This window comes from Rossellomorea yichunensis (genome assembly GCF_032337515.1).
In the GTDB taxonomy this organism is placed as follows: Bacteria; Bacillota; Bacilli; order Bacillales; family Bacillaceae_B; genus Rossellomorea; species Rossellomorea yichunensis.
In genome coordinates, this window is record NZ_JAVYAD010000005.1 from 431,486 (window position 1) to 456,392 (window position 24,907).

The following is a 24,907-nucleotide window of genomic DNA, read 5'->3' on the forward strand; positions in this document are numbered from 1 at the left end:
GTTATTCACCTGCTTCTTGCCGCAATACTTCAGCTAGAATCTCGACTCCTGCATACAAGTCTTCTAAAGAGCTATGTTCCTTTGGATGGTGACTGATCCCTTTTTCACAGGGAATGAATACTAAAGCAGAAGGCCATTTCGCTGCCATATTCATGACGTCATGCCCTGCCCCGCTATCCATTTCGAACGTGTTGTACCCCAGGGATTCCCCTGCTTGTTTGACTCTGGCTGTCAGCATTTCATCTAATAGAATAGAAGGATTATCTACAAGAGTTTCTATGTTGATTGTAACATTAAATTCATTCTCTAAGCTTCGACACTGTTCAATTATTTTATCGGCCATGGATCTCTTCAGGTCATCGTCGACGGATCGAATATCGATTCCCGCTTCTGCATGACCCGGGATGACATTCATGACGTTCGGTTTTACGTTCATCGTGCTGACGGTTGCTACTAGTGGTTTCTGGGACCGCCTTGATATCTCTTCCGCCTCTTGGGAAACAAATGTAATAAGGGGAGCAAGAGCCACAAGGGCGTCCGTCCGTTTCCCCATCGGAGTAGTTCCCGTATGACCAGCCATTCCTTCCACCTTTACCTTCAAGCGGATCGGGCAGGCTACCCCCCGGACAATTCCGAATTGAGCACCATGATCTTCGATTTGGGTCCCTTGTTCAATATGAAGTTCGATGAAGGAGAGGATTTCCTCTCGGGAGCGTTCAGCTTTTTCAATGGATGACCAGTCTAGGCCCGTTGATTCCACGGCTTCTTTAATGCTGACTCCGTGGCGGTCTCTTACGTTTTCTACTGATTTATCAAGAATTCCTGCCACGCTCTTACTTCCCAGGGTAGAAACGCCGAAACGTGCTGACTCTTCAGAGGCAAAACAGGCCACTTCAATGGAGTGATGGGGTTTGAAACCACCGTCTTTTAATGCTTTCACGGCTCCCAGTCCACAAAGGACACCGGCTGCCCCGTCATAACCTCCTCCATTTTCAACCGTATCAAGATGAGATCCGGTCATGACAACTTGGTCGTTAGTCCCTTCCCACCTGGCAAATAGGTTCCCTGCCCGGTCCCTCTGTACGGATAGCCCCAATGTTTCTGCAACGCTGCGAAACACATTCATGGAAGCAGTCTCTTCCTTGGAATATCCTAATCTCGTAAATCCATCGGGCTGCTCCATGGTGTCAACCAGATTTAATGCTTCTAGAGTTGTTCTTAACCATTCTTTCAACTCGTAACCTCCTCTTTTTGGTGGGATAATTTTAAGATAAGACGTGCGAAGGCATCCACTGCCACGGTTAATACCCCTTCTTCAAAATCAAATTGATGATGATGATGTCCATTTTTCAATCCGGTTCCGAATACCATGAAGGTTGATTTGCCACCCTGATTTTGCACCTCATTCATCATATAGGTAACATCCTCTGATGCCTTTAAAGGTAAACCATCATGAATTTCGGATATAAATGGACTTTCCTCGCCCACTTCCTTTAACCACTGAATCCATTCAGGGTTACATGCTGCTTCAACCGTCTCGCCCACTACATCGATTCCGGTTTCCACACCATAAAGATTTCCCGATGCTTGAAGGATACGCAGGGCTTCTTTCTGCATGTACCGATTGATAGCAGTCGTTTCCCCTCTTGTTTCCATTTCAAGATGAGCTTCATCGGCAATAATGTTTCTGCCTGCTCCCCCTTGAAGCTTCCCGACATTGATCCTGGTCGCCCCGTCAGAATGGCGCGGGATATTGTAAAGGTGAAGACTTGCTGCAGCCGCTGCCAATAAAGAATTCTTCCCTTTTTCAGGCTCGAGACCTGCGTGGGCCGCTTTGCCTTTATAAGTGACGTTGATTTTGGAGGAAGCGAGAAAAGAATTCGTCGTGGCATACACTCGTCCAAGCTTCGTATCCCGGATTCCGATATGACCGCTTGCAAAATAATCGACATTCTCCAACCAGCCTTTTTTCACCATGGCTTTTGCTCCCCGTCCACCTTCTTCAGCTGGCTGGAAGAGGAGAGTAAACCTTCCAGAGAGCTGGTCTTTGTATGCCGACAGGAAGCTTGCCACACCCAGGCCGATGGCAGCATGACCGTCATGACCGCAGGCATGCATGACGCTTTCATATTGGGAACGAAAGCCTTCTTTTGTCGGGAGGTGGTGATCAGGATCATCCGATTCCTTGATGGGCAGAGCATCGATATCGAATCGGAATGCCGTATGAGGACCGGGCTTACCTGTATCGAATGTGGCAGCCAATCCTGTATGTCCGCCTTTCATTTTATCTAGCCAGCTCTTTTCCACGCCTTCTTTTATGGCAAGTTCTTCTTGTTTGGTTAAATCGTTGGGTGAAGGAACCCCCATTCGTTCCGTGGACTCCAGTGCATCTTTTCCTAGGTGGATCGTGAAGCCGAGATTGATTAATTCTTTTCCGATCAGATAGGTGGTTACATATTCAGTGAATCCCAGTTCAGGCTTCTGATGGAAGGTGCGTCTGAAGGCAGTGAGTGACGGTGATATTTCATTGATAAAATGTTCAACAGTTCTCATCTTTCAAGACTCCTTTTTTCAAGCTTTTTCAAGGCATCCAGTGCAAGCTGGGCCATCACTTCAACCCCTTTAGGCAATGCACTTTCATTTAATTTAAATCTAGGATCATGGAGTGGGTATTGCGGTTCTGTATCCTTCACAGATGTTCCCAGCCAGTAGAAGGTACCTGGAAATTTCTTCAGAAAACGGGAGAAATCCTCTCCTCCAAGAGACGGTGAGACCACTGGTGCAGCTTCTTCCCCAAGTACTTTTTGGGCAGCGTTACGCACTTCATCCGCCCATCGGGGTGTGTTGACCGTCGCGGGATATCCATCTAAATAGTCGATGGTCATGCAGGCCCCGAAGCTTTTTCCGACACCCTCAATGATGGAGTGGAAACGACTTTTCACCATTTCTTTCACTTCCGGTTTGAAGGTTCGAATGGTCCCTTCAAGGGTGACTTCATCCGCGATTACGTTATAACGGTAGCCTCCTTCGATTTTCCCGATGGTGAGGACGGCTGAATCAATGGGGTCCGTATTTCGGCTCACGATTGTTTGAAGCTGAGTGATCAGGTTGTTGGCAATAATGATGGCGTCATTGGACTGATGAGGCATGCTCGCGTGTCCTCCAGAACCTTTAACAGTAATCTTAAAGCGGTCCGAAGCCCCCATGATTTCATGATGGAGAACTCCGATTTCCCCGACAGGCAGATCCGGCCAAACATGCTGCCCGAAAATGACGTCAGGCGTATATTCGTCGAATACTCCGTCGTCCATCATTTGCTGAGAACCTCCTACAGGGGCATTCTCCTCCGCCGGCTGAAAGACAAGAAGAATCGTGCCTGCGATCTCCGTTTTCAGTTGATTCAATACTTTTCCTGTACCAACGAGCATGGCTGTATGGGCATCGTGACCGCAGGCATGCATGTTGTTGTGGATGGTGGATTTGTAGGATAGATCACTTTCCTCCTGGATTGGCAGAGCGTCGATATCCGCCCTTAATGCGACCGTGCCTCCCGGCTTTTCTCCTTGTATGATGCCGAGCACTCCTGTTTTGGCATAGCCCGTTTTAAAAGGGATTCCCGCTTCTGCTAATTTTTTCTGAATCGTTTTCGATGTCTCGAATTCCTCTCCACTCACCTCAGGATATTGGTGAAGGTGTCTGCGTAATTCAATGACTTCATTCTCTACTGATTGGACAAGCTGCTTTAACTTCATGAAAAATCTCCTTTTTCGGTCGAATGATTATTTAAGGAAAAGTTCCTTAATAATACCGTTAATAGATATATTCGATATAAAGTTGGAAAATCCTATGTGGATGGGAAAGTTTTTTTATAAAGAATAGGGACGGACCTCCGCATTTTGCGGAAAGTCCGTCCCTATCACCTTTTTCTGTTCTAGCTTTGAGTTTGAGGTCCGTCCCTCTTTCCTTTTCCACCCCCACCCTTTACACTTAAAGAAATTATAATGATAAAGGATGGTTGGATGAATCGTTTTGTTGAAAGAGTCGAACCGTATTTTTTGGGTGAAGATCCGTTTGTGCAGAGATATGCGATAGAAATGCTGGAGGGTACTTATTTAGCGGATGGGAATACATTTTTGACTGGTTTGAAAGCCGTTGATCGGGGACCGGTATCAGAATATTCTTCCCCCATTCTTCCTAATTTAATATACTTACCCCTTAATGAAGAAGGCCTGAAAGAAGTAGTAAATCGATTAGATGTCATGGGTAAAAAGGATAACAACCGACTGTTCTACATTCAATTAGTTAAAAACGCCAGCACGGAATTATTAATTACATACAGAAATAGAGTAAAGCAATATGTTAGTGAGGAACAGTTAAAAGAAGTAGAGAAGCTTCCTTCTTTAACTATAGAAGGGCTCTACATGGCGTTAGCTGACGTGATGGCCTACTTGGATGAGAATGAGTTTGATCAAGCCCTTTATGATCATGGGAAAAGAATCATTAAAGAGCTGGTTAAAAAAGGCGGCATTGAAAGCTGGGAAGTACAGAATGGACTTCAGAACAATATGGATGAAGATGCGTTTTTCGGATTTGAAGGGATTTATCACGTCTACATGGCCGGTGAATTACACGAAGAAAGTGTAGTCCCACAATTAGTGAGTCTCTTCAAAAATGAAGAGGAAGGCGACTTTTTATTTGAGGAAACTGCAAATTCCCTGGTCAAAATAGGGACGGACCTTGTCGTACAAGAAGTTGAAAAAATAGCACTCTACGGGAACACCTACTTCTATTCTCTGGACGTACTGGGAAGGATCAAAACCAAAGAAGCTGAAAAGGCATTACTCAGTCTGTTTGATCAAGCGGATGACCTAACTGCCAAAACAATCATTGCAGATAATCTATGTCGACATTTATCAACAGAAGCCTTCCCCAAGATAGAAGGTTTAATTGAAACAGGGTATGAAGATGGGCTGCTTTGTTTAGAAGAATCACTATATGTCAATTGCGTCATGAATGGCATCCAACACCCCAAACTTCCAGAATGGAGACACTTGCTTGAGGTAATGGAGCTTGAAATGTTGAATGAGCCAGCCGCGCTAATTCCACAACCCATCATAAACGAAGAAAAAATAGGACGCAATGACCCTTGCCCATGCGGCAGCGGAAAAAAATATAAGAAGTGTTGTCTATAAAGTAAGGGACGGACCTCCGCATTTTGCGGAAGCCCGTCCCTATCGCTTTCTTATATTAAAAATTCCAACTAGAGGTCCGTCCCTCTACTCCATCCACTCAGGCTTACCAAAGCCTTTAAATTCTTCGTCGATGATTTTCTCGAATTGGTCTGCTTCGACGACTGCTTTGATGTCTTTCGCCAGCTGTGAGTCAACGTCCTTCGTATTTACAACCACTCGGTTTCGATACTGATCAGGCATGTCCTCCAGCTGAAGTGCATCAAGTAAGTCCATGTCGGCAGCAAGTGCGTAGTTCCCTGGAACCGCAGATAGATCCACACTGTCAACGGCCCTTGGAAGCTGGGCTGCTTCGATTGGTTTGAACTGCAGGTTTTTCACGTTTTCAGCAATGTCTTTTTCTGACACCGTCAATGGATCTGTATCCGGTTTTAACGTGATCAGCTTAGCATCCTCCAGAATCTGAAACGCCCGGGCTGCGTTCGTCGGATCGTTTGGAATGGCAATGGCGCTGCCTTCTTTGATATCTTCAATCGAATTAAATTTCTGTGAGTAGATTCCCATTGGAGCCGTTGGTACGACAATCACTTCGGATAAATCCATGTTATGTTGTTTCGCAAAGGTTTCCATGTAGATTTTATGCTGGAAAAGGTTCGCATCCAGATCTCCTTGGGCCAGCGCGTTGTTCGGTTGGATGTAATCACTGAATTCTTTCACTTCCACCGTGTATCCTTTTTCTTCAAGTCCTGGCTTGATCGCTTTTGTCACCATATCACTGTATGGTCCGGATGTCGCTCCGATGGTTACCTCTTTTTTATCTTCTGCGCTTGAACTTGCTTCGTCCCCGCCGCAAGCTGCAAGAATGCTCATTGTTACCGCTAATGCTACGAATAAAATCCACTTTTTCACTTGTTGTTCCCCCTAGAGTAGTTATCGTTTATCGACTAATCGTGCAAACACATCACCCGTATATTGGATGAGCTGAACCAAACAAATTAAAATGACGACGGTCGTGATCATCACCGTGTTGTCATATCGGTAGTACCCGAAGCGAATTGCCAGGTCCCCGACTCCCCCTCCACCGACAATGCCGGCCATGGCAGAATAGGCAACTAAACTGATCGTTGTAATCGTGATTGCTTGAATCACCGCTGGACGAGCTTCCGGTAACAGCACGTCCTTAATGATCATCCAAGGGCTTGCCCCAACCGAAACCGAGGCTTCAATGACACCTTTATCAATCTCACGCAATGATGTTTCTACCATTCTCGCAAAAAACGGAATTCCCGCAACAGAGAGTGATACGGATGCTGCCGTCGGTCCGATCGTGGTTCCGGTCAACAGTTTGGTTAATGGTAAGAGTGCGACTAATAGAATGATGAACGGAACCGACCGCACCATATTGACGACAAATCCAACGACCTTTTTGATCAAACTATTTTGTAAAAACAAGCCTTTGTCTGTTACGAAAAGAAGAATCCCGAGCGGTAATCCCACTAAAATCGCAACTCCGAGTGAAATCCCCACCATATATACCGTTTCAAAAAAGGCTTTATTCAATTCTGGTAAAATCGCAGTCAATGAATCAGGCAGCATTCTCAAGCACCTCCAAGCTCTGCGTCTTCAGCGTGATGAACCGGATCGCGGCTTCGATCTCGTCATGGGAGCCGATCAGTTCCATGATAAAAATCCCCAGTGGCACTTCCTGAATATATTCAATCTTGCCGTGAAGGATATTGCCTCGCACCTTGTATTTCTGGAACACTTCCGATACGACGCTTTCCTCTGCGATCGATCCTTTGAATTGGATTTTGATCAGCTTTCCTTTCCTTGATTCCACAAGGTGCGGAGGGAGTTCAAATTGAAGGATCGTTTCAATGAATTGTTTCGTTAAAGGCTGCTTCGGTTCTGCAAACAGGTCGTAAACCGGACCTTCCTCCACGATCTTTCCATCCTGCATCACGGCCATCCGGTCGCAGATTTCTTTCACCACTTCCATCTCGTGGGTGATGAGTACGATCGTCAAACCCAGTTCTTTGTTGATTTTTTTCAATAGCTTCAAGATCGATTTCGTCGTATTCGGATCGAGTGCCGATGTCGCTTCATCGCAAAGTAAAACCGATGGGTTATTCGCAAGGGCTCTCGCAATCCCGACTCTTTGCTTTTGTCCTCCACTGAGCTGGGCCGGATACGCGTCCGCTTTGTCCGATAGACCGACCATCTCCAGAAGCTCGACAACCCTGGGCTTTATTTTCGCTTTCGGTACACTAGCTGCTTTCAAGGCAAACGCCAGATTGTCAAACACCGTTTTGGATTTGATCAGGTGAAAATGTTGAAAAATCATGCTCGTTTTTTGACGGGCGAGTCTTAATTGTTTGGACGTGAGCTTCGTAAAATCCTGTCCATCAATGATGATTTCTCCTGATGTAGGGGTTTCTAATAGATTCAGGCAGCGAATGAGTGAACTCTTCCCCGCTCCACTGTATCCGACGATTCCAAAGATCTCACCCTTTTCAATCTTTACGGAAACATTATCGACACCGACCACCGTTTGCTTCTTTGTACTGTAGGTTTTAACTAGATTTCGAATCTCGATCAATGTGCACACCCCTTTTTTGTACAATAAAAAATGCCTCTTTCAACTGAAAGAAGCATCGCCTGTTTATCTCGACTTATCTCTCAGAATGAAATCATTCTGCAGGAATTAGCACCGTTCCAATACTGGAGGTTGCCGGACGTCATAGGGCCTGATCCCTCGGTCACTCTGGATAATTGAAAGTATGTAATTTTCTAAATTTTTATCTTATAGAGGATAATACTGGGTATGTGAATGGAAGTCAATAGGGAATTTTTCAGTTGTTTTTATGTAAGCGTTATCTTCGTTGGTGCACTAGGGGAGGGATTTTTTGTGTAGGGGAACTTTGGTTTGATATGGTCGTGGTGATGGTCCTTTTTTTTACAGTTGATAATATATTCCTAAAGTTGATAATAAAAGGACAAAAGTCGATAATATATCATGAAAAGTCGATAATAAAACTTCTCTTATCCTATCAATCCATGTATTTCACATCGATCTCAGTCAAAATCCTGCCTTAACACCATCTCAAAACCATACATACTATCCAAAAACATTCCTTTCCACCTCCAAATGGGACGAATCTCCATTACCAATAGAAAAAGGCACTACCTTCCATAGCAGCACCCCATTTGTCATAACAACTCACATCAAACATTCTAATCTCCCAATCAACCAATCAAAAACTAGACGCCCACTCCTTAATCCCCGTCAACACATCCAACTCCCTCAACCTCTGCTCACAATAAGACGAATTCCCTTTCAAGTATGTATCAACATAAGCCGGATGACACATAATCTCAAGCGTCTCACCTTCATCCCTGCTGTCCAATATCCTCTTCAATCCTTCAACCGACACTCCGTCACCATAAAAGTCCATCGAGAACCGATCGGTTAACACATTCATTGCGTCTAACCCATCACAGGGCACATTCCGGACCGGAACCCCAAAGCGCTCCGACAACCTCTTCACCACCGGGATCAGTGGCCGAAAGCTATGAACATGGTGATGACTGTCAATATGAGAAAGGGGCAGACCGAATGATAGGAATTTATCCATCTGAGCCTCCCACTCCATTTCAACCTCATCCACATTGATTTCTTTTTCTTCAAAAATCCTGCTGGTGTAACGGAAAAGGCCTCTCTCATCAAGAAGAGATGGTACTCCGCCAGAAACTGGTCTTCCGCATGTCAGCGTTAAATGGATCCCAACCTGTAATTCCGGATAAACCTTCGCCAATTCCACCGCATGCAGAGTTCCCGGCATATTGACCAGCATCGTTGTTGAGTTGACGATGCCAAACCGGTGACTATCAACGATGCCGTAATTCACCCCCCGGCATAAACCAAAATCATCTGCATTGATGATCACGTTCCTCATAATCCCCCATCCCCTTTTCGCTAATAGGTTCTTTCTACAAGAAAGCTCGCTTTATCTCCTCTGAAGATCGCTTTGGAAAATTCGATGACCGATCCATCCTCTACATAAGCCGTCGTCTCAATCATAAAGCAAGGTGTCCCCTCAGGCACCTCGAGCTTTTCTGCCACTCGTTCATCTGCTAAAAACAACTCGATCGTTTCGACGGTTTTTTTAATTTTTATCTCAAACTGTGTTTCCAGGAGCTTGTAAAGAGATCTTTCACATTCGTCTTTATCAAGCCCGGGCGTCTTGTACCAGGGCAGATAGGCCACCTCATATTGCAGGGGCAGACCGTCTGAATATCGGATCCTCTCTAAACGATTGACGGGATCTCCATTCTTTAATTCCAACGCTTTTTCCACTGTTGATTCTGCCGGGATGACATTCATGCTTAGTACCTTGATCTTAGGTTTCTTACCTTGTAATCGCAGTTGCTCTGTGTAGTTGTCGATCGTCGAGGACAGGATTTGACTGACTTTCTCTTCTGCGACAAAAGTTCCTCTTCCTTGCTCGCGATACACGTAACCTTCAAGTGTCAGCTGCTGGAGCGCCGTCCGGATCGTCGTACGACTGACATTGAACTTTTCGCAAAACTCCGCCTCTGTCGGCAGTTTTGTATTCGGAGCGTACTCTTTATTTTTAATCATGTGGATGATTTCTTCTTTTACATGCGAATGCAGGGCCTTTGCTTCTTGTGTCTCTTTCATTCTGTTTCTCCCTTCCACTTTCTTCCTATATTTGTTATAACACATCCACGATCAATTCTCTATTCCTATTCATTTTATCATAAAAACAATTTGTTATTACAATTAAATAAAAATCAGTCATAAATTTCATATTTGTCATTACAATATATAGACGAGCAAAAATTTGTATGATACATTATAAAAAAATAGAAATCGCTTTCAAAATGAAGGGAGATCGACAGAATGTCATTAAAGGTGGTCATAATCGGAGGCGGATCAAGCTATACACCAGAAATTATCGAGGGGTTCATCCACCGATACAAATCTTTTCCTGTCACAGACATAACGCTTGTAGACATCGAAGCAGGGAAAGAGAAGCTTGAGATTATCGGGCAGTTTGCTCGTCGAATGATCCAAAAAGCAGGTGTGCCGATTGAATTGGAATGGACTCTTAACCGGCGGGATGCCTTGATAGGCGCTGATTTTGTGACAACACAAATCAGGGTGGGCGGTCTCTCAGCCAGGGAAAAAGATGAACGTATCCCCTTAAGTCATGGCGTCATCGGTCAGGAAACCAATGGAGCAGGCGGTATATTCAAGGCCTTGCGTACCATTCCGGTCCTAATGGAAATTTGTCATGACATCCAACAGATTTGTCCCCATGCATGGCTTATTAACTTTACCAACCCTGCAGGCATGGTTACAGAAGCCCTGCTTAAATACAGCTCACATAGTAAAGTCATCGGGGTGTGCAATATTCCTTTCAACATGAAAAACAGCGTCGCCGAGATGATGAATTGTTCTGCAAATGAAGTACAGATTGAATTTGTAGGGATGAATCATTTTGTGTTTGGAAAAAGGGTTTGGGTCAATGGTCAGGATGTCACCGATCAGGTTCTGCAAAAACTGATCCATCAAGAAGTGGATTACTCACCGGCCAACATCGTCTCCCTCGGTTGGTCGAAGGAATTTTTACAAGCACTCGGGATGCTTCCCAATCCTTATCATCAATACTATTTCCAACGGGACTCTGTGTTGGAAAAGGACCTTCAAGCTTATAGAGAAAACGGTACACGGGCAGAGGTTGTTCGAAAAGTTGAAAAAGAACTTTTCATACAATATATGAAAGAAGAGTTAAATGAAAAGCCAAAAGAACTGGAAAATCGAGGAGGTGCCTACTACAGTGATGCTGCCTGCAGCCTCATGACGAGCATTTACAACAACTCAGGAGACATCCAAACCGTCAACACACTGAACAACGGAACCATCCCGGACCTGCCCCACGAGGCTGTTATTGAAGTAAACGCAGTCATTACGGGGGACGGACCTCGGCCAATCGTCATCGGACCGCTTCCTTCATCAATTAAAGGGATCATCCAACAGATGAAAGCGTTCGAAGAGCTCGTCATTCAGGCAGCAATGTCCGGTGAGTACAATCATGTCTACCAGGCCATGGTAATGAATCCGCTAGTACAGAACGAAGGGGTGGCAAGACAACTAGTCGATGAATTATTGGAAGCTCACAAAGAGTTTTTACCGCAATTCAATTAATCTAGTAAACGGGGGAAAGAGAAATGAGTAAAGTAATGGGGTTTATGGAAAGCAAGTTTATGCCGATTGCAGGACGAATCGGGTCACAACGACATCTCGTCGCCATCCGTGATGGATTCGTTTCGATCATGCCGCTGATCATCGTCGGATCTTTGGCTGTCTTATTAAATAATTTGCCGATTGATGCCTTTCAAAATTTTATGGTCTCTGTATTCGGTGAAAGCTGGAAATCCGTCGGGGGGAATATGTGGAATGGATCATTCGCCATCCTCGGACTGCTCGTCGCTGCATCCATCAGTTATCATTTAGCCAGGTCCTATCATATCGATGGGTTATCTGCAGCATTGGTATCGATCGCTTCACTCATCATCCTTACGCCGGTAACGGAAGACTGGGGGATTTCCTATGCCTGGACCGGAGCACAAGGGATATTCGTCGCCGTGATCACGTCCCTTCTTGTCACAGAATTATTCAAAGTGTTGATTCGTTCCAAGTTTACGATCAGTATGCCCGATGGTGTGCCGGAAGGTGTCGTAAAATCATTCAAAGCCCTGATTCCTGCAACGATTATCTTGATTCTTGTTGGTCTTATTCAAGCTCTCTTAACTTCTTTTGCAGAAAAAAGTATCTTTGAAATCGTGTTCACGGTGGTTCAGGAACCACTGCAAGCTGTATCCAACTCACTGCCATCAGCCATAGTTGTAGCCTTCTTAAATCATTTCCTTTGGTTCTTCGGCTTACATGGTACGAACATATTAGGTCCGATCATCGAACCGATCTATCTACCGTTAATTGAGAAAAATCAGCAGCTCTTCGCAGACGGGATGAGTGCCTTCGACGTTCCTTACATTGTGACGAAACCATTCTTCGATGCCTACGTGTACATGGGTGGATCCGGTACGACGATCGCCTTGATCATCGCCATCTTCCTTGTGGTGAAAACGAAGCATTACCGCACAGTCGGAAAATTGTCTGCTGCACCTGGAGTATTCAATATTAATGAACCGGTCATCTTTGGTCTGCCGATCGTGTTAAACCCGCTTATGTTTATCCCGTTTTTACTGGTACCTGTCGTATTGACAGTTACATCATACCTGGCACTGAGCTTAGGAATTGTACCCAAAACCGTCGCGATTGTTCCTTGGACGACACCACCTATCATCAGTGGTTACCTTGTAACGGGTGGATCTTGGAGTGGAATCGTGCTACAACTTGTGAACCTGACAATCGCTACACTTATGTACATCCCATTCCTGCTCGCATCTGAACGTGCCCAATTAAAGAAAACCACCGAAACGAGTGATAAAATCGCATGAATGCTGAACAACAAATGACCTTAGAAGAAATATCTTTTCATATCATTTTACACGCTGGAAACGCCCGGTCCTCTGCCATGGAAGCCCTGCAAGCCGCCAAGAAAAAACAGTTCGAAACAGCAGAGGAAAAAATGGCCGAGGCAGCGAATGAAGTTCATCAGGCCCATCACTATCAAACTCAGTTACTTCAAAAAGAAGCAAGTGGCGACACACAGAATCCTACGATTCTATTGATCCATGCCCAGGATCATCTCATGAACGCCATCACCGTCAAAGAACTGGCCCAGGAAATCATCGAAATCCATCAAACCAAGTAAGGAGTGCTTCATATGAATATCATGCTGGTCTGTTCGGCAGGAATGTCAACGAGTATGTTAGTCCAAAAAATGCGCAAAGCCGCTGAAGAAAAAGGCCTCGAAGCCACCATTAATGCTACTTCTGAAGCTGACTTAAGCAATCACTTAGATAAACTTGATGTGATTCTCATCGGGCCCCAAGTCCGCTATCTATCATCTAAAATCATTGAAAAAGCAGAGCCCCATCATATTAAGGTGGATGTGATAGATGGGATGTCTTATGGGATGATGAATGGTGAGAAAGTGTTGGAACAGGCTGTGAGTTTATTGGGGAAGTAATATTTTCGCGATTAAGAGTGACCTGTAATGGGTTACTCTTTTTTTAAGGTAAATAACATGAAGAAAGTGTCCCCCAATTAAGGAGGACACTTTCATTCGATTACATCACATCATAATCCGTTACATTTCGCTCGACTACCCGTGCTCCTTCCACACTCACAAACATCCCGTTCGAACTTCCAAACACATTGGTCGCGATCAGGTTATCCATCGCTGCTTTCACCGCCACCGTATCAATCGGTTCGATCGGGTCATTGATGGATAGTTTAGCTGACTTCCCCGTTTCGGTTGTAAATTCCAGTTCTAATACTTTTGCCATGCTGCCTCCTCCTTTCTATGGAACTATCGATTGTCCTTACTCGTTAATGTCAAAGGTTTCGACCTTCTCGATGTTGTTTAATCCTTTTGATGAAAGACTTGCCACGGATAAAGCTGCGCTGTTCATCTCATCTGCCGTTGCCAGTGCATTGATGTAGCTGTACGATTTGTACACAATCTTAGGATTCCCCTTCTCATCCAGACCATCATTGTAAGCCAGTCGTATTCTCGTAGATTTCAAATCCGCTGTTGCCATGTGCCTCACCTCCTTTCACCCTTTATATAGGGGATAGGGAGAGTGAAGGACACCCCCGTTTGAAAAAAGAGGGACGGACCTCGACTCCTAGTACCAGCTCCTAGGAATGGAGGTCCGTCCCTCGTTCTTAATAAAGTTTCCCTTGTCTGTATAGAACCGTGGATAGTTTCATGACGGAGTGGATGTAGCAGTTTTGGCGCAGTGGGAATGGGTCGCCGAAGAATAGCGGCAGGACGGTGTCCATGGTTGATTTCATTTTGTCGTAGAGGAGGTTGAATACTTCTTCCTCTGTGTAGAACTGTGTTTCACGTCCTTGCAGCCATTCGAAGTAGGAGACGATGACCCCTCCGGCATTCGCCAGGATATCAGGGATGATAATGACTCCTTTATCACTTAAATATTCATCAGCTTCCGTTGTGATTGGAGCATTGGCCCCTTCCACGATAATTCTTGCTTTCACCTTTTCTGCATTATCCTTGTGCACCTGATCCTCTAACGCCGCCAGCATCAGAACGTCAACATCCAGGTACAGAACCTCTTCACGACCACGGATTTCAGCCTTCACACCGATTTCCTTCAACTGTTCATCTTTCGTGGGAAGATCTCCTTTATTCTTCATCGTAAACTCAACCAAAGCCGGAATATCAAGACCATCCGAATTGAACAACGTCACATTCCGGTCACTCACCGCCACCACTTTATTCTGTATATGAGTGGATTGATAGGCTTCAAGTGCCGCAACCGACCCTACATTCCCGAACCCCTGCACTGAAATCGTCAAGGGACGGTCCTCGAAATCGAGTGCCGTTTTCGCAAAGACATTATCCGTCTTCGTTAATAGACTCTTCTGTTCCCTTACAAAATCATGAACGAGGTAGCGGAACGTAAAGAAGACGCCCTTTCCCGTCGCCTCTCTCCGGCCCAACGATCCCCCGTTCACAACACTCTTCCCCGTAAAGCTCCCTCTATAAGGCATCCCCGGCCGGATACTCTTGTACTCCGCCATCATCCAGTCCATTTCACGTTCCCCTGATCCCATATCGGGAGCCGGAATATCTTTATCGGGGCCAAGGACATCGCTGAAATACTGGACATACTTCCTCGCGATCAGATGAAGCTCCTTTTCCGTATACTCACGGGGATTCAGAATGATCCCGCCTTTTCCTCCACCGAATGGAACGTCATGAAGGGCATTCTTCAACGTCATCAAGGAAGCGAGATTCACGACCTCTTCCTCATTCACCGTCTCATGAAAACGTATCCCTCCCTTATATGGCCCCAGGGCATTATTATGCTGGACACGAAAAGCCGGGATCCTGACCACCTTTTCATCCTCCAACGGAATCCTCAAATACGATTTATGTACGTGGTTCGGTGTCGACAAAATGGAAGTCAGCGACGTAAACGCTTTCTTTCTTGTCTCACCCTTCACTTCGGGTAAAAAAGCCTCGTCCTCTAATAAAGCATCCAATGACTTCTGAACAATATCTCTCGTTTGGCTGATCAAATCTGGTCCCTCCTATTGGTTTGAAGAAAATAATGGTATTTATTATAGTGTTACCCTGTCACCCCTGGTTAAAAACGACTATTCATAAACTCTCAAATCGGGACCAACCGCCAAGCAGAAAAAACCACACCTTATCCCAAAAGGTGTGGTTCTCAATATCACGATTTAATGACTGCTTTTTAAATCAATGAGAATAGAAAAAATCCATCAGCTCTGACATAAGTCACTCACCATCCATGATAAACCAACATTCCATTTTTCACCGAGAGTAATTCCCCCGAGTCCCCTTCCTCAACTTTATAAGGCTCACCACTCTGAATGACTGTATCTACAATGGATGCGAATTGATCCCTTGTATATTTTCTTGATCGAAGTGACATCAAATCGATAAAGAGGTCTTTATATTCCACATCAGCTGCAGACACGAGAGAAACGGTCGCTATGATCTTTCTGTCAATAAATACATAGGACATATCTGAGTTTGGAGTGTAATAGAAACGTCCTCCGTATTTTTTCGCTATTTCATCATATCCCTTACCGAATTTATGGATATCGAAATCACGACTTAGTTTAAACGTATGTCCATTAGAGTCAGTCATGGTAAATTCCATCGGATAAAGTTCGTCTTCAGGGCTGTCTTCGTTTGTACCATCATTCGCTTTATCACCTGAAGAAGCACTTCTCATTTCGTCCTGTTCCTTTTCAAGACTCGCCCCTTCTTCAAGGCGCTTTTTGTCTTCCACCTCTCTTTTCACCTGATAGAACGTATCTTTTGCCGACTGTATTTCTTCTTTCATATCAGCAGCTGTCTGATTATCCGGCAAAAGGTTAACCTGTTCCATCACTCTCTCTGCTTGTTGTTCGAAATCCTGTTCGTTTAAAGATTGTTCTTCTGCAATATCTTTTAGGTTTTGGATTTCTTCTTGTACTTCTTGATATTGATTGAAAGTTTGAGCAATACGATTCACCTGTGTGGAATATTGTTTAGTAAAAAACGCTCTAAGGGATGAACTTTCAAGTTTTTGGAATGCCTTTAATTTTTCTGCCAGTTCACTTTTTATGGAAGCTACCTTTTCTGTCATTTTTTCTTCTAAAGGACTTTTCTCCAGGAGACTGCTCACATCATTAATGTTCTGTTGAAGCCCATTGGCCACGGGAACGGTTTGGTTATAATCCTCTATTTCTTTCATCATGGGGATTAAATGTTGACGAAGATCCCCTTCCTTCTCTTCGCTACTTTCTAAAATTTCCTTCTCAGCATTTCGGAGTGAAACTTGAGCCGACTTTAGTTCTGAAGGTTCAATCGTTTTTAGTAATCCGCCTTCTTCCGTTTCTTGCAGGTTCAATTCCATTTCTTCATAAACCGCTTGAATGTTTTTCTCAGCGTCAGCGAATAACTGATTTGCTTTATCTTTGTCTGTTTCGGAAATGATATATACCGTCAAGATTGAAAAAACCAGCAACCCTACAGCTGCAGCGGCAAAGCTTTTAAACCTGCCCTCTTTCCAACCTTTCTTCCGTGAAGACGGAGAAGGTTCATGATGAAGTATGGCTGTATGAATCCGTTCTTTCGACTCGTCATTTAATTGAAGCCGGGGAAGCTTTTTTGATAGATTGTTTTCATTTTGATTCTTCATTTGTATATCCTCCTGTTATGGATTGCAGCTTTTTACACGCACGGTGATAGGTGATCCGTACTTTGTTCTCCGTCCAATTTAGAATAGTGGCCGTTTCTTTTACATCAATGCCATTTATTCCTCTTAAAACCAATACATCCCGATAATTAGATTTAAGTTTCTGAATAGTGGTTAGAAGTTCGCGACTTCCTTCATTTAGAAAATAAAGAGATTCTGGTGTTTCTAAAGAAGCGGCTTCATGATCTTTTTGGGAAAAAGAAGTAATGGACCATTTAATCCTCTTCTGCTTTCTAAGTTCATCGAGGGCAAGATTCCTGGCAATGGAATATAACCATGTTTTCGGATTCGCTTTTCCTTCAAACGAATCCACGGAATTCAATGCCCGAATGAATACTTCCTGAACAAGATCTTCCACATCAGTGGAACCCATTCGATATACCAAGAATGTATATATAGGATCACTGTAAAGCCGAAACCAATCTGCGACCAATCTATTGTTGGACATCTCATTCCCCCGCTTTTTTCTTTTTATATATTAGACGATAGTGATCCACCATATATTTCACTTTTTTGAATATTTTTTCATTTTATTTACAAAATGCTCTTGAGGGTTGACAAGCTCGTCATTTATCCTTCTCCTCCAAAATAAAGGAAACCTTGACAACCATCCCCAATATACTATAATTGTATTATTTATATTCCGACTAAACTAATATGAATTATAAGATAAGGGTGATGACATGTTTATACAGATCAACCATCTCAATAAGCAATACCTCGATAAGTCAGGAGAACCAACCGATGTACTGAAGGAGATTACTCTCGGGATAGATAAGGGTGAGTTTGTTTCAATCCTGGGACCTTCAGGATGCGGTAAATCCACTCTCCTCTCCATCGTGGCAGGACTGACCTCCTTGACTTCGGGAGAGATTCTTGTAGATGGAAATCCGATTAAAAAACCCGGAAAAGACCGGGGGATGGTTTTCCAGCAAGCGGCACTTTTTCCATGGTTGAATGTGCGTGACAATGTGACCTTCCCTCTGAAAAAAGAAATGTCTAAGAAAGAGGCAAGACAACAAGCCGCAAAATACTTACATATGGTCCAGCTGGGAAACTATCAGGATCATTACCCTCATGAGCTTTCAGGGGGAATGCAGCAGCGGGTGGCCATTGCACGTGCTCTCTCCATGAACCCGGAAATCCTTCTTATGGATGAACCATTCGGCGCACTGGATGAACAAACGCGCTCCCGCCTTCACCATCAGCTTGAAACGATCTGGATGGAAACAAAGAAAACCGTCCTGTTCGTCACTCACAGTATCTCGGAATCTATTAAGCTTTCAGACCGGATCATCGTCATGGGTACCCGCCCAGGTACGATCTTGGCAGATATCAAAGTGGATATCCCCCGTCCACGGGATGCCCATAAAGAAGAAATGGTAAAAATCGAAGAACATATCATGAGCTATTTAAAGAAGGAAATCGATAAAGTGATAAGTGAGGAATTGGCCTATGAACACAGCTCTTAAACGCATCATCTTTTTTGCCCTCATTATAGGCCTCTGGGAATCGGGATCACGATTCGGATTATGGACGGAAGTTGTCCTCCCCTCTCCTACTTCCGTTTTCCAGGCCCTATTTACTGGGATTGCCGATCAAACCTTGATCATTGACCTTATTGCAAGCTTCAAGCGTTTATTCATCGGATTGGGGATTTCGCTCGTTATCGGAACCAGCATCGGCGTTCTTCTCGCCAAATCCAAAACGGCCGACGAAACTCTGGGATCTTTACTGCTGGCATTCCAGAGTGTACCGAGCATTGTGTGGCTGCCACTAGCCATCATGTGGTTCGGCCTCAATGAAAAAGCCGTCATTTTCGTCGTCATTCTCGGTGGAACATTTGTCATGGCCCTCAACATTCGAATGGGCATAAAAAACGTCTCTCCCCTCTTTTTGAAAGCGGCTCAAACGATGGGATCGAGAGGTTTGGACTTATTCATTCGAGTCATCTTCCCGGCATCGATTCCTTATGTGGTCACCGGTTCACGCCTTGCATGGGCCTTCGCCTGGAGAGCTTTAATGGCCGGAGAACTATTAAGTACCGGTCCCGGACTCGGCTACACTCTCCGATACGCATCAGACTTTGGTGACATGAGCCTGGTCATTGCCGTCATGATCATCATTGGAGTCATCGGAGCGATCGTGGATCAACTGATCTTCCAGCGCATTGAAAAATCAGTGATAAAGCGTTGGGGATTGGAGTCTTAATCATAGACGAAAAAAATTGCGGCAGGTAATGATCAACTGCCTCATTAATAAAAACAGGAGGTTACAAAATGAAAAAATCATTTCTACTCATGACGATTTTCTTTACATTCCTAGGTGTTTTGGCAGGCTGCGGTACTGAAAAAAGCTCAGGCGGAGACGTAAGCGAGAAGGTCGTCATCGGTTACTTCCCTAATATTAACCACGTTCCCGCTATGGTTGCGAAGGACAAAGGATTTTATGAAGAGAAGTTGGGTGACGGTACAAAGATTGAATATAAAACCTTCCCGGATGGCTCATCGTTTATGACCGCTTTGAAAACAGGCGAAATTGATGCGGGTCTTGTCGGACCTGGTCCAGCCATGAACAACTACATGACAGGGGCTGACGTGAAAATCATCGGTGGGGGATCTACTGGTGGAACGGTGGTTCTGGCAAGTAAGGAAAGCGGCGTGAAGACCGTGGACGATTTCGCAGGTAAATCCTTCATCACCCCCGCAGTCGGTTGCACACATGATGTTCAGGTCGAAACCTTCTTGAAAGAACATGGCATTGAATCTCAGCGTATCGGTGGGACCATGAAACACGTAACAGGAAACCCGGCACAATATGCCAACATGCTAAAATCAGGGAGAGTCGATATTGCCGTAGCGCCGGAACCTTGGGCAGCTGTGATTCAACAGGAAACAGGTGCCAACATCATCATCGATCATGACGAAATTTCATTCGGTGAAACACTTCCTGCTTCAGTACTTGTAGCCTCTGGAAAATCCGTAAAAGAAAACCCGGATACCATTCAAAAAATCGTAGACGCTCACAAAGAAGCAACTTCTTTCATCGCAGAAAATCCGGAAGAAGCAAAAGAAATCACAATTAAAGATGTGAAAGACGTAACCGGCCAAGAACTAAGCAAAGAAGTCGTCGATCAGGCATGGGAACGAATCGGTTTCACTTACAAAGTGGACTCAGATGCCGTTCAAGCATTTGCCGACTCATCCTATGAACTGAAGTTCCTGAAAGAAAAACCGGAATTCACTGATTTGATTGACAAACAATTCATAGACTAACCTGACAAGGTCCGTCCCTCTTCTGGTGTGAGGGACGGACCTCTGTTTCAGAAGGAGGAAGTGGAGTGGGATTTAAATGTATGATTGCTACGGTTGCCTTGTCTCTTTTCTTCTTGGCTAGCTGCCAGGGTGAAAATGTTGAAGAGTCTTTTCCTATGAAGGTAGAGGTCGGTGATTTGGCTGCCGTGGATCAGAATGGGGAGACTACGTCTTTAGGTGAGCTGAATGAGGGAAAGATTGTGATTGCTGATTTCATCTTTACGAATTGTGATACCGTTTGCCTTCCTATGACGGCGAATATGTCGAAGCTTCAAAAGAAGATAAGTGAAGCGGGATTTGATGATGATGTCCAGCTTGTTTCGATTAGTGTGGATCCCGAACATGACTCTCCTGAAGTGTTGAAGGAATATAGCGGCCGCTATGAAATGGATGATGAGAATTGGAGTTTTTTAACGGGATACTCCCGTGACGAGATTGAATCCTTCGCCAATATCTCCTTTAAAACTCCTGCTGCCCAAGTGGAAGGCTCTGATCAGTTTGTTCATGGAACTTCATTTTATTTAGTGAGTGAAAATGGGGTTCTGCTGAAGCAATATGAAGGGGTGTCCAATCCTCCATATGAAGAGATCATTGAGGATATTGAGAAGTTGAAGTAACCTTTTCGAGTTAAATCGAGGAGGTTTTTATATGGAATGACGTATTTAAGTTGGTTTCTTATGTAATTAAACACTATTTCTGGATAAAACCGTCTGAACTAGAAGGATAATTCCACATATCCATAAGGATTAATCCACTTTCACGGTAGATTAATCCTTATCTGGTTTTTTCAATCCTTATTTCATATAATTGATCTGGAATTGGGAATAATTGATCCGTTTATCGAATAATTGATCCTTCATGTCGATTAATCTTTATTCTTGATGCTTCCCTACCTCCTCCCTCAACCCAAATTCCACCAAAACCCATGCCATACCACTCATTTAAGTTTCACCACTACGCCCAAAGCAGGAAAAACACCTCACCCTACCAAATACTAGTTATAAAGGGATTTTTAAAAGGAGGGGTTCCCCATGCACACAGGGGAAATTATTCGATTTTATAGGGAGAAAGCAGGTCTCACCCAGTCTCAATTGGGGGAAGGGATATGCACAACGACGCATGTCAGTAAGATCGAGAGGGGTAAAACGGCTTATTCAGACGACATTATCTCACTCTTTTCAGAGCGTCTGGGAATCGATATTCATCACGAAATCACCTCTTTTCACCAAGTCGAAAAGCAGCTTCAGCTCTGGCATAATAGCATCATCATGAGGAGGATGAATCTTGTGGAACAAATGAAATCCGAACTTGAAAAGTCTCCGTTTCTTGAGTCCTCGAAATATGGAGTCTATTATCACTTACTTAGGGCGAGGTACTATATTCTACATAATAAAGATGACCTTTCTTCGAACATTCTGGATTCCATCCAAAGGGGTTCAAGCCCTCTCACAGCCTATGAGACCAATCTGCTCCATCACGTTCAAGGCATTATTTATATTAAAGACAGTACGGAAGAAAATCAGCAAAAAGCCGTGCAAATTTTAAAGAAGATAGATATGGATGAATACAAAAATGAAGAATGCCATTATCACATATCGATTGCTTATCACTGTATCGGAAATAAAGTAATGTCCTACTTTCACGCCGGTAAATCCCTCAGTTATTTTAAAAAGACGAATAATTACTCCGGTGCAATCAAGGCTGAGTCCTTAATGCTCCTTCAGCTCAGCAGTGAGATGTATCTCGAATTTGAAGATCTGGTGGAAAGGTATCAGAGCCTGATTCAGGACAGTGATTCACTTGGGTATTCAGATCAAAAAGGGACTCTCTTAAATAACTTAGGGTATGAGTATTACAATCGTGAAGAATATGCCCTTGCCAAAAAATGCTTTAAAGAAGCTTTGGACCTGGCTGAAAAAGGGTCTATGCCTTATTTGCGGCGATTATGTAATTATACGGATGCCTGCATCGAAGGAAATCTTGTACATTCAAAATTGATAAAGAAACACATCCAGCACGGTTTATCAGAAAGCAAAAGCGCAAACAGCACCCTATTCATTATCTTATTTGAACTTTTTTCTCTCCGTATGGACAATAAGAGCGATGACTACTTTTCTTATCTCGAAAACAAAGCACTGCCCTATTTTTTTGAAACGAAGAATGTGTTGTTGATTGAAAGATTCGGGAAGGTACTCTATGAATATTACGTAGAATCCGAGGAGTTTAAAAAAGCGGTTCAATTATCGAATCTATTAATGAGATAGCGGCGCCAAGCACACATGTCATAACAAGTGTACCAGGTACAACTTGCTGGATTTAAACCTGGTACAGACACTAAAAATAAAACCCTGGAATCCCTCCCAGGGTTTTAGATTACTTATTCATGAAGCGTCCCTTCTCCTTGCTCCGCATTGAACGTCCAATTCACTTGCAGGGCGTCTCCCTGGAATTCATTTTGGTCTTCTCCGTTATCCACGAATTCGAACAGGACCATGATTTTCTCTTTGCCACCCGCCGGAATACCATCAGGAACGACTTCACTGCCTACGAATGTATTCATGGCCGTAAGATCCGGTGTTTGATCTTTCAGTTCATATAGGGAGGTTTCCACTACCGGTGAATACGCGCTTCCCTGATTGTACATGATGGTGACTTTGATATGCTTGGCCATGTCATCTGCGTTTGCAGCTCCATTCAGCATGGCATCGTCAACTGTATAGCTCGTCCCCAGTAGCACTTTGTAGATATCCAATGTTCCATTGTTTTCCAATGTGAATTCACGCTGGATTTCATCACCAGGCTTGATGTTTTCCACATTGACGACGACTTCCGGGTTCACGGCCAGATCCAATGTACCCGCTGCGAACGTATTCTGAGTCTCAACTGTATCGCTAAAATATGCGTATGTACCTCCACCCATTAATGAAAATCCTAATGCTGCCGTTAATACTCCCTTGCTTACCTTCTTTGCAAAACTCATGTTTTTCTTCCTCCCTTTGCGGTGTCTATTTATTAATCTACTATTTGCCTCTGTCAACAAATAATAGGATCAACCAGTGGTCTTCATTTCGACTTCCTTTAATGTCACAAAGATGGACCTTGCCGCTGATAAGACCAGCAGTAACCCCGGGATAAAAAGCAAAAGGGCAGATCCGATTTTGGATGAAGCATAGTTTACCATGTAGCCTAAGTATGGAATGGTAAAATCCTTGTAGCTTCCTACGATGTTTTGAGATAGCACATAATCCCGATCCGGGGCGTCATTGTTGTCCCCTTTTGTGATATACAAGGTTTGCCCGTTACTCTCTTTCGTATCGATGATTCTATGGGTGATTAACTTATCCTCGGATTGAAAGGTGATGATCTGATTTTTTTTATAGGCAGCATTGTTCTTGGCTTTCTCAATTACAATGATGGATCCTGTCTGAAAGGTTGGCTCCATGGAACCTGATAGAACGACTTTAAATTGATGGTTTAAGATGGTAGGCTCAACACCTGATGCTTTTGATGATAGAACGATGAAAGCAAGTGAACAGAATAGGAAAAATGATATGCCGACTATTATTTTTCTGAGTATTAAGAATACTTTCTTCATAGTGACCCGCCTCCTGGTTCATGGTTGTTTTCGATAGTAGTTTGAGAGTTTTCAATAGTTGATTCTACTCCTTCTTCGTTTGTGTCAGTCTTCGGTTCGGATTCAGTTTCAATGACTGCCGGCTCAGACTCTCCTTCACCAGTAAAATCCTGATCAACTTCGGCCTCGGGTTCAGGAGGCTCAACCTTCTCTTCCTCAACTTGCTTGGGAGGCTCTTGTTGAGATTCCTCTTTCAAACTCTCTATATATGATTGTAGTTGGGACAATCTTTTTGAAGAATCCAATTCCACTATCAGCTTGTCCACCCGACCAAATCCTTTTATTGCATAATTGAACTCTTCCGGGTCCTTTAAAGCTTGTTGATAATAACCATCTAACTCCCTATAGAGCCTTTGTAACTCTTGATCAAGAGAAACCAATGTTTCTTTTAAAAGAAGGGCCTCATCCTGGTTCAACTCCTGATATCCCCTATAAAGTTTCTCAATCTCACTGACATGGTATCTTGCATTTTTCTCGAGCTGCTTAATAGTTGAAGGAAACACGAATGCCGCAGAAAACGTCATGGTTTCAGGCGACTTCTGACTCGAAAAGGAAGCTTCCGTTTCTCCCATTAAGTGAACGGTTAGTAATAGATTCAATATTAATAGACCTGTAATGACGATCTTACTGAAACGTCCATTCATTTCGCCGACGCCTCCTTGACTGCTTCATTGGTACTAATCGTATAAGAGCCTGCGAGGATTGTAAATCGGGTCATTTTCTTGTCGAATCGGGGTCGTTTTTTCAGTAAGAATGTCAGATTCAATCTAAAAACCCCTCTATAGAGCCAATCCCATTAACCCAATTGACCG

Annotated in this window: 27 protein-coding genes and 1 riboswitch; of the genes, 10 read left to right on the forward strand and 17 right to left on the reverse strand. The window is 43.9% G+C overall.

The window, feature by feature from the left end; genetic code table 11:
- Position 1 precedes the first annotated feature (1 nt).
- The 3 genes from RSX31_RS16015 to RSX31_RS16025 are packed head-to-tail and all read right to left on the reverse strand — an operon-like array spanning position 2 to position 3,752.
- The gene (locus RSX31_RS16015; RefSeq protein ID WP_315635172.1) at positions 2-1,234 is read right to left on the reverse strand and encodes a M20 family metallo-hydrolase; all 1,233 of its coding nucleotides are present in this window, start codon (positions 1,232-1,234) and stop codon (positions 2-4) included.
- Positions 1,231-2,553, reverse strand: a complete 1,323-nt coding sequence (locus RSX31_RS16020) for an amidohydrolase (RefSeq protein WP_315635173.1) — start codon at positions 2,551-2,553, stop codon at positions 1,231-1,233. Before RSX31_RS16020 ends, RSX31_RS16015 begins: the two co-directional genes overlap by 4 nt.
- Positions 2,550-3,752 carry a M20 metallopeptidase family protein gene (locus RSX31_RS16025; protein ID WP_315635174.1) on the reverse strand — a complete coding sequence of 401 codons (1,203 nt, stop codon included), beginning with the start codon at positions 3,750-3,752 and terminating at the stop codon, positions 2,550-2,552. Before RSX31_RS16025 ends, RSX31_RS16020 begins: the two co-directional genes overlap by 4 nt.
- Before the next feature lie 267 nt (positions 3,753-4,019).
- Between RSX31_RS16025 and RSX31_RS16030 the strand changes: the two genes are divergently transcribed.
- Positions 4,020-5,192, forward strand: a complete 1,173-nt coding sequence (locus RSX31_RS16030) for an SEC-C metal-binding domain-containing protein (protein WP_315635175.1) — start codon at positions 4,020-4,022, stop codon at positions 5,190-5,192.
- An 84-nt stretch (positions 5,193-5,276) separates the two neighbouring features.
- On the opposite strand, the gene RSX31_RS16035 is transcribed toward RSX31_RS16030, so the two are convergent.
- The 5 genes from RSX31_RS16035 to RSX31_RS16055 all read right to left on the reverse strand — a co-directional run bounded on the left by RSX31_RS16035 (position 5,277) and on the right by RSX31_RS16055 (position 9,891).
- The gene (locus tag RSX31_RS16035) at positions 5,277-6,059 is read right to left on the reverse strand and encodes a MetQ/NlpA family ABC transporter substrate-binding protein (protein ID WP_397548103.1); all 783 of its coding nucleotides are present in this window, start codon (positions 6,057-6,059) and stop codon (positions 5,277-5,279) included.
- A gap of 60 nt (positions 6,060-6,119) precedes the next feature.
- On the reverse strand, positions 6,120-6,785 hold the full coding sequence (locus tag RSX31_RS16040; protein WP_044338425.1) for a methionine ABC transporter permease: 666 nt from the start codon (positions 6,783-6,785) through the stop codon (positions 6,120-6,122).
- A complete protein-coding gene (locus RSX31_RS16045) occupies positions 6,775-7,788 on the reverse strand; it encodes a methionine ABC transporter ATP-binding protein (RefSeq protein WP_315635177.1) in 1,014 nt (337 codons plus the stop codon). Before RSX31_RS16045 ends, RSX31_RS16040 begins: the two co-directional genes overlap by 11 nt.
- A gap of 70 nt (positions 7,789-7,858) precedes the next feature.
- Positions 7,859-7,964: riboswitch (SAM riboswitch) on the reverse strand.
- Positions 7,965-8,443: 479 nt separating this feature from the next.
- Positions 8,444-9,145, reverse strand: a complete 702-nt coding sequence (gene chbG, locus RSX31_RS16050; RefSeq protein WP_148995472.1) for a chitin disaccharide deacetylase — start codon at positions 9,143-9,145, stop codon at positions 8,444-8,446.
- 20 nt (positions 9,146-9,165) lie between these two features.
- Positions 9,166-9,891 carry a GntR family transcriptional regulator gene (locus tag RSX31_RS16055; RefSeq protein ID WP_148970316.1) on the reverse strand — a complete coding sequence of 242 codons (726 nt, stop codon included), beginning with the start codon at positions 9,889-9,891 and terminating at the stop codon, positions 9,166-9,168.
- A 222-nt stretch (positions 9,892-10,113) separates the two neighbouring features.
- Between RSX31_RS16055 and RSX31_RS16060 the strand changes: the two genes are divergently transcribed.
- From RSX31_RS16060 to RSX31_RS16075, 4 genes are read left to right on the forward strand one after another with little or no spacing between them, the layout of a single operon-like run.
- Positions 10,114-11,421: a 6-phospho-beta-glucosidase gene (locus RSX31_RS16060; protein ID WP_315635178.1), complete on the forward strand. Its 1,308-nt coding sequence runs from the start codon at positions 10,114-10,116 to the stop codon at positions 11,419-11,421.
- 23 nt (positions 11,422-11,444) lie between these two features.
- Complete coding sequence (celB, locus tag RSX31_RS16065; RefSeq protein WP_187443403.1) at positions 11,445-12,737, forward strand: PTS cellobiose transporter subunit IIC; 1,293 nt, start codon at positions 11,445-11,447, stop codon at positions 12,735-12,737.
- Positions 12,734-13,054, forward strand: coding sequence for a PTS lactose/cellobiose transporter subunit IIA (locus RSX31_RS16070; RefSeq protein WP_148995474.1), 321 nt, complete (start codon positions 12,734-12,736; stop codon positions 13,052-13,054). Before celB ends, RSX31_RS16070 begins: the two co-directional genes overlap by 4 nt.
- A 12-nt stretch (positions 13,055-13,066) precedes the next feature.
- Complete coding sequence (locus tag RSX31_RS16075) at positions 13,067-13,372, forward strand: PTS sugar transporter subunit IIB (protein WP_315635179.1); 306 nt, start codon at positions 13,067-13,069, stop codon at positions 13,370-13,372.
- A gap of 100 nt (positions 13,373-13,472) precedes the next feature.
- Here RSX31_RS16075 and RSX31_RS16080 read toward each other — a convergent pair whose 3' ends face one another.
- The 5 genes from RSX31_RS16080 to RSX31_RS16100 form a co-directional block, all read right to left on the reverse strand.
- Positions 13,473-13,691, reverse strand: a complete 219-nt coding sequence (locus tag RSX31_RS16080) for a DUF2922 domain-containing protein (RefSeq protein WP_282138643.1) — start codon at positions 13,689-13,691, stop codon at positions 13,473-13,475.
- 36 nt (positions 13,692-13,727) lie between these two features.
- On the reverse strand, positions 13,728-13,946 hold the full coding sequence (locus tag RSX31_RS16085; RefSeq protein WP_113970394.1) for a DUF1659 domain-containing protein: 219 nt from the start codon (positions 13,944-13,946) through the stop codon (positions 13,728-13,730).
- Between the two features lie 127 nt (positions 13,947-14,073).
- Complete coding sequence (locus RSX31_RS16090; protein ID WP_148995478.1) at positions 14,074-15,453, reverse strand: Glu/Leu/Phe/Val family dehydrogenase; 1,380 nt, start codon at positions 15,451-15,453, stop codon at positions 14,074-14,076.
- 227 nt (positions 15,454-15,680) lie between these two features.
- The gene (locus RSX31_RS16095) at positions 15,681-17,090 is read right to left on the reverse strand and encodes a hypothetical protein (protein ID WP_315635180.1); all 1,410 of its coding nucleotides are present in this window, start codon (positions 17,088-17,090) and stop codon (positions 15,681-15,683) included.
- Complete coding sequence (locus RSX31_RS16100) at positions 17,074-17,595, reverse strand: RNA polymerase sigma factor (protein ID WP_148995487.1); 522 nt, start codon at positions 17,593-17,595, stop codon at positions 17,074-17,076. The genes RSX31_RS16095 and RSX31_RS16100 overlap by 17 nt, the downstream gene beginning before the upstream one ends.
- Positions 17,596-17,830: 235 nt before the next feature.
- Between RSX31_RS16100 and RSX31_RS16105 the strand changes: the two genes are divergently transcribed.
- The 5 genes from RSX31_RS16105 to RSX31_RS16125 all read left to right on the forward strand — a co-directional run bounded on the left by RSX31_RS16105 (position 17,831) and on the right by RSX31_RS16125 (position 22,725).
- Entirely contained in the window at positions 17,831-18,619 is a 789-nt protein-coding gene (locus tag RSX31_RS16105) for an ABC transporter ATP-binding protein (protein WP_315635181.1), read from the forward strand.
- Positions 18,603-19,358, forward strand: a complete 756-nt coding sequence (locus RSX31_RS16110) for an ABC transporter permease (protein ID WP_148995489.1) — start codon at positions 18,603-18,605, stop codon at positions 19,356-19,358. Before RSX31_RS16105 ends, RSX31_RS16110 begins: the two co-directional genes overlap by 17 nt.
- A gap of 68 nt (positions 19,359-19,426) precedes the next feature.
- The gene (locus RSX31_RS16115; protein ID WP_315635182.1) at positions 19,427-20,422 is read left to right on the forward strand and encodes an aliphatic sulfonate ABC transporter substrate-binding protein; all 996 of its coding nucleotides are present in this window, start codon (positions 19,427-19,429) and stop codon (positions 20,420-20,422) included.
- A 65-nt stretch (positions 20,423-20,487) separates the two neighbouring features.
- The gene (locus RSX31_RS16120; protein ID WP_315635183.1) at positions 20,488-21,078 is read left to right on the forward strand and encodes an SCO family protein; all 591 of its coding nucleotides are present in this window, start codon (positions 20,488-20,490) and stop codon (positions 21,076-21,078) included.
- A 414-nt stretch (positions 21,079-21,492) separates the two neighbouring features.
- The gene (locus RSX31_RS16125) at positions 21,493-22,725 is read left to right on the forward strand and encodes a helix-turn-helix domain-containing protein (protein ID WP_315635184.1); all 1,233 of its coding nucleotides are present in this window, start codon (positions 21,493-21,495) and stop codon (positions 22,723-22,725) included.
- 113 nt (positions 22,726-22,838) lie between these two features.
- Here RSX31_RS16125 and RSX31_RS16130 read toward each other — a convergent pair whose 3' ends face one another.
- The 4 genes from RSX31_RS16130 to RSX31_RS16145 form a co-directional block, all read right to left on the reverse strand.
- Positions 22,839-23,441 carry a TasA family protein gene (locus RSX31_RS16130; RefSeq protein ID WP_148995492.1) on the reverse strand — a complete coding sequence of 201 codons (603 nt, stop codon included), beginning with the start codon at positions 23,439-23,441 and terminating at the stop codon, positions 22,839-22,841.
- 69 nt (positions 23,442-23,510) lie between these two features.
- Complete coding sequence (gene sipW / locus RSX31_RS16135) at positions 23,511-24,056, reverse strand: signal peptidase I SipW (RefSeq protein ID WP_315635185.1); 546 nt, start codon at positions 24,054-24,056, stop codon at positions 23,511-23,513.
- On the reverse strand, positions 24,053-24,739 hold the full coding sequence (locus RSX31_RS16140; protein WP_315635186.1) for a DUF4047 domain-containing protein: 687 nt from the start codon (positions 24,737-24,739) through the stop codon (positions 24,053-24,055). Before RSX31_RS16140 ends, sipW begins: the two co-directional genes overlap by 4 nt.
- Positions 24,736-24,861, reverse strand: coding sequence for a hypothetical protein (locus tag RSX31_RS16145; protein ID WP_315635187.1), 126 nt, complete (start codon positions 24,859-24,861; stop codon positions 24,736-24,738). Before RSX31_RS16145 ends, RSX31_RS16140 begins: the two co-directional genes overlap by 4 nt.
- Between the last annotated feature and the right edge of the window lie 46 nt (positions 24,862-24,907).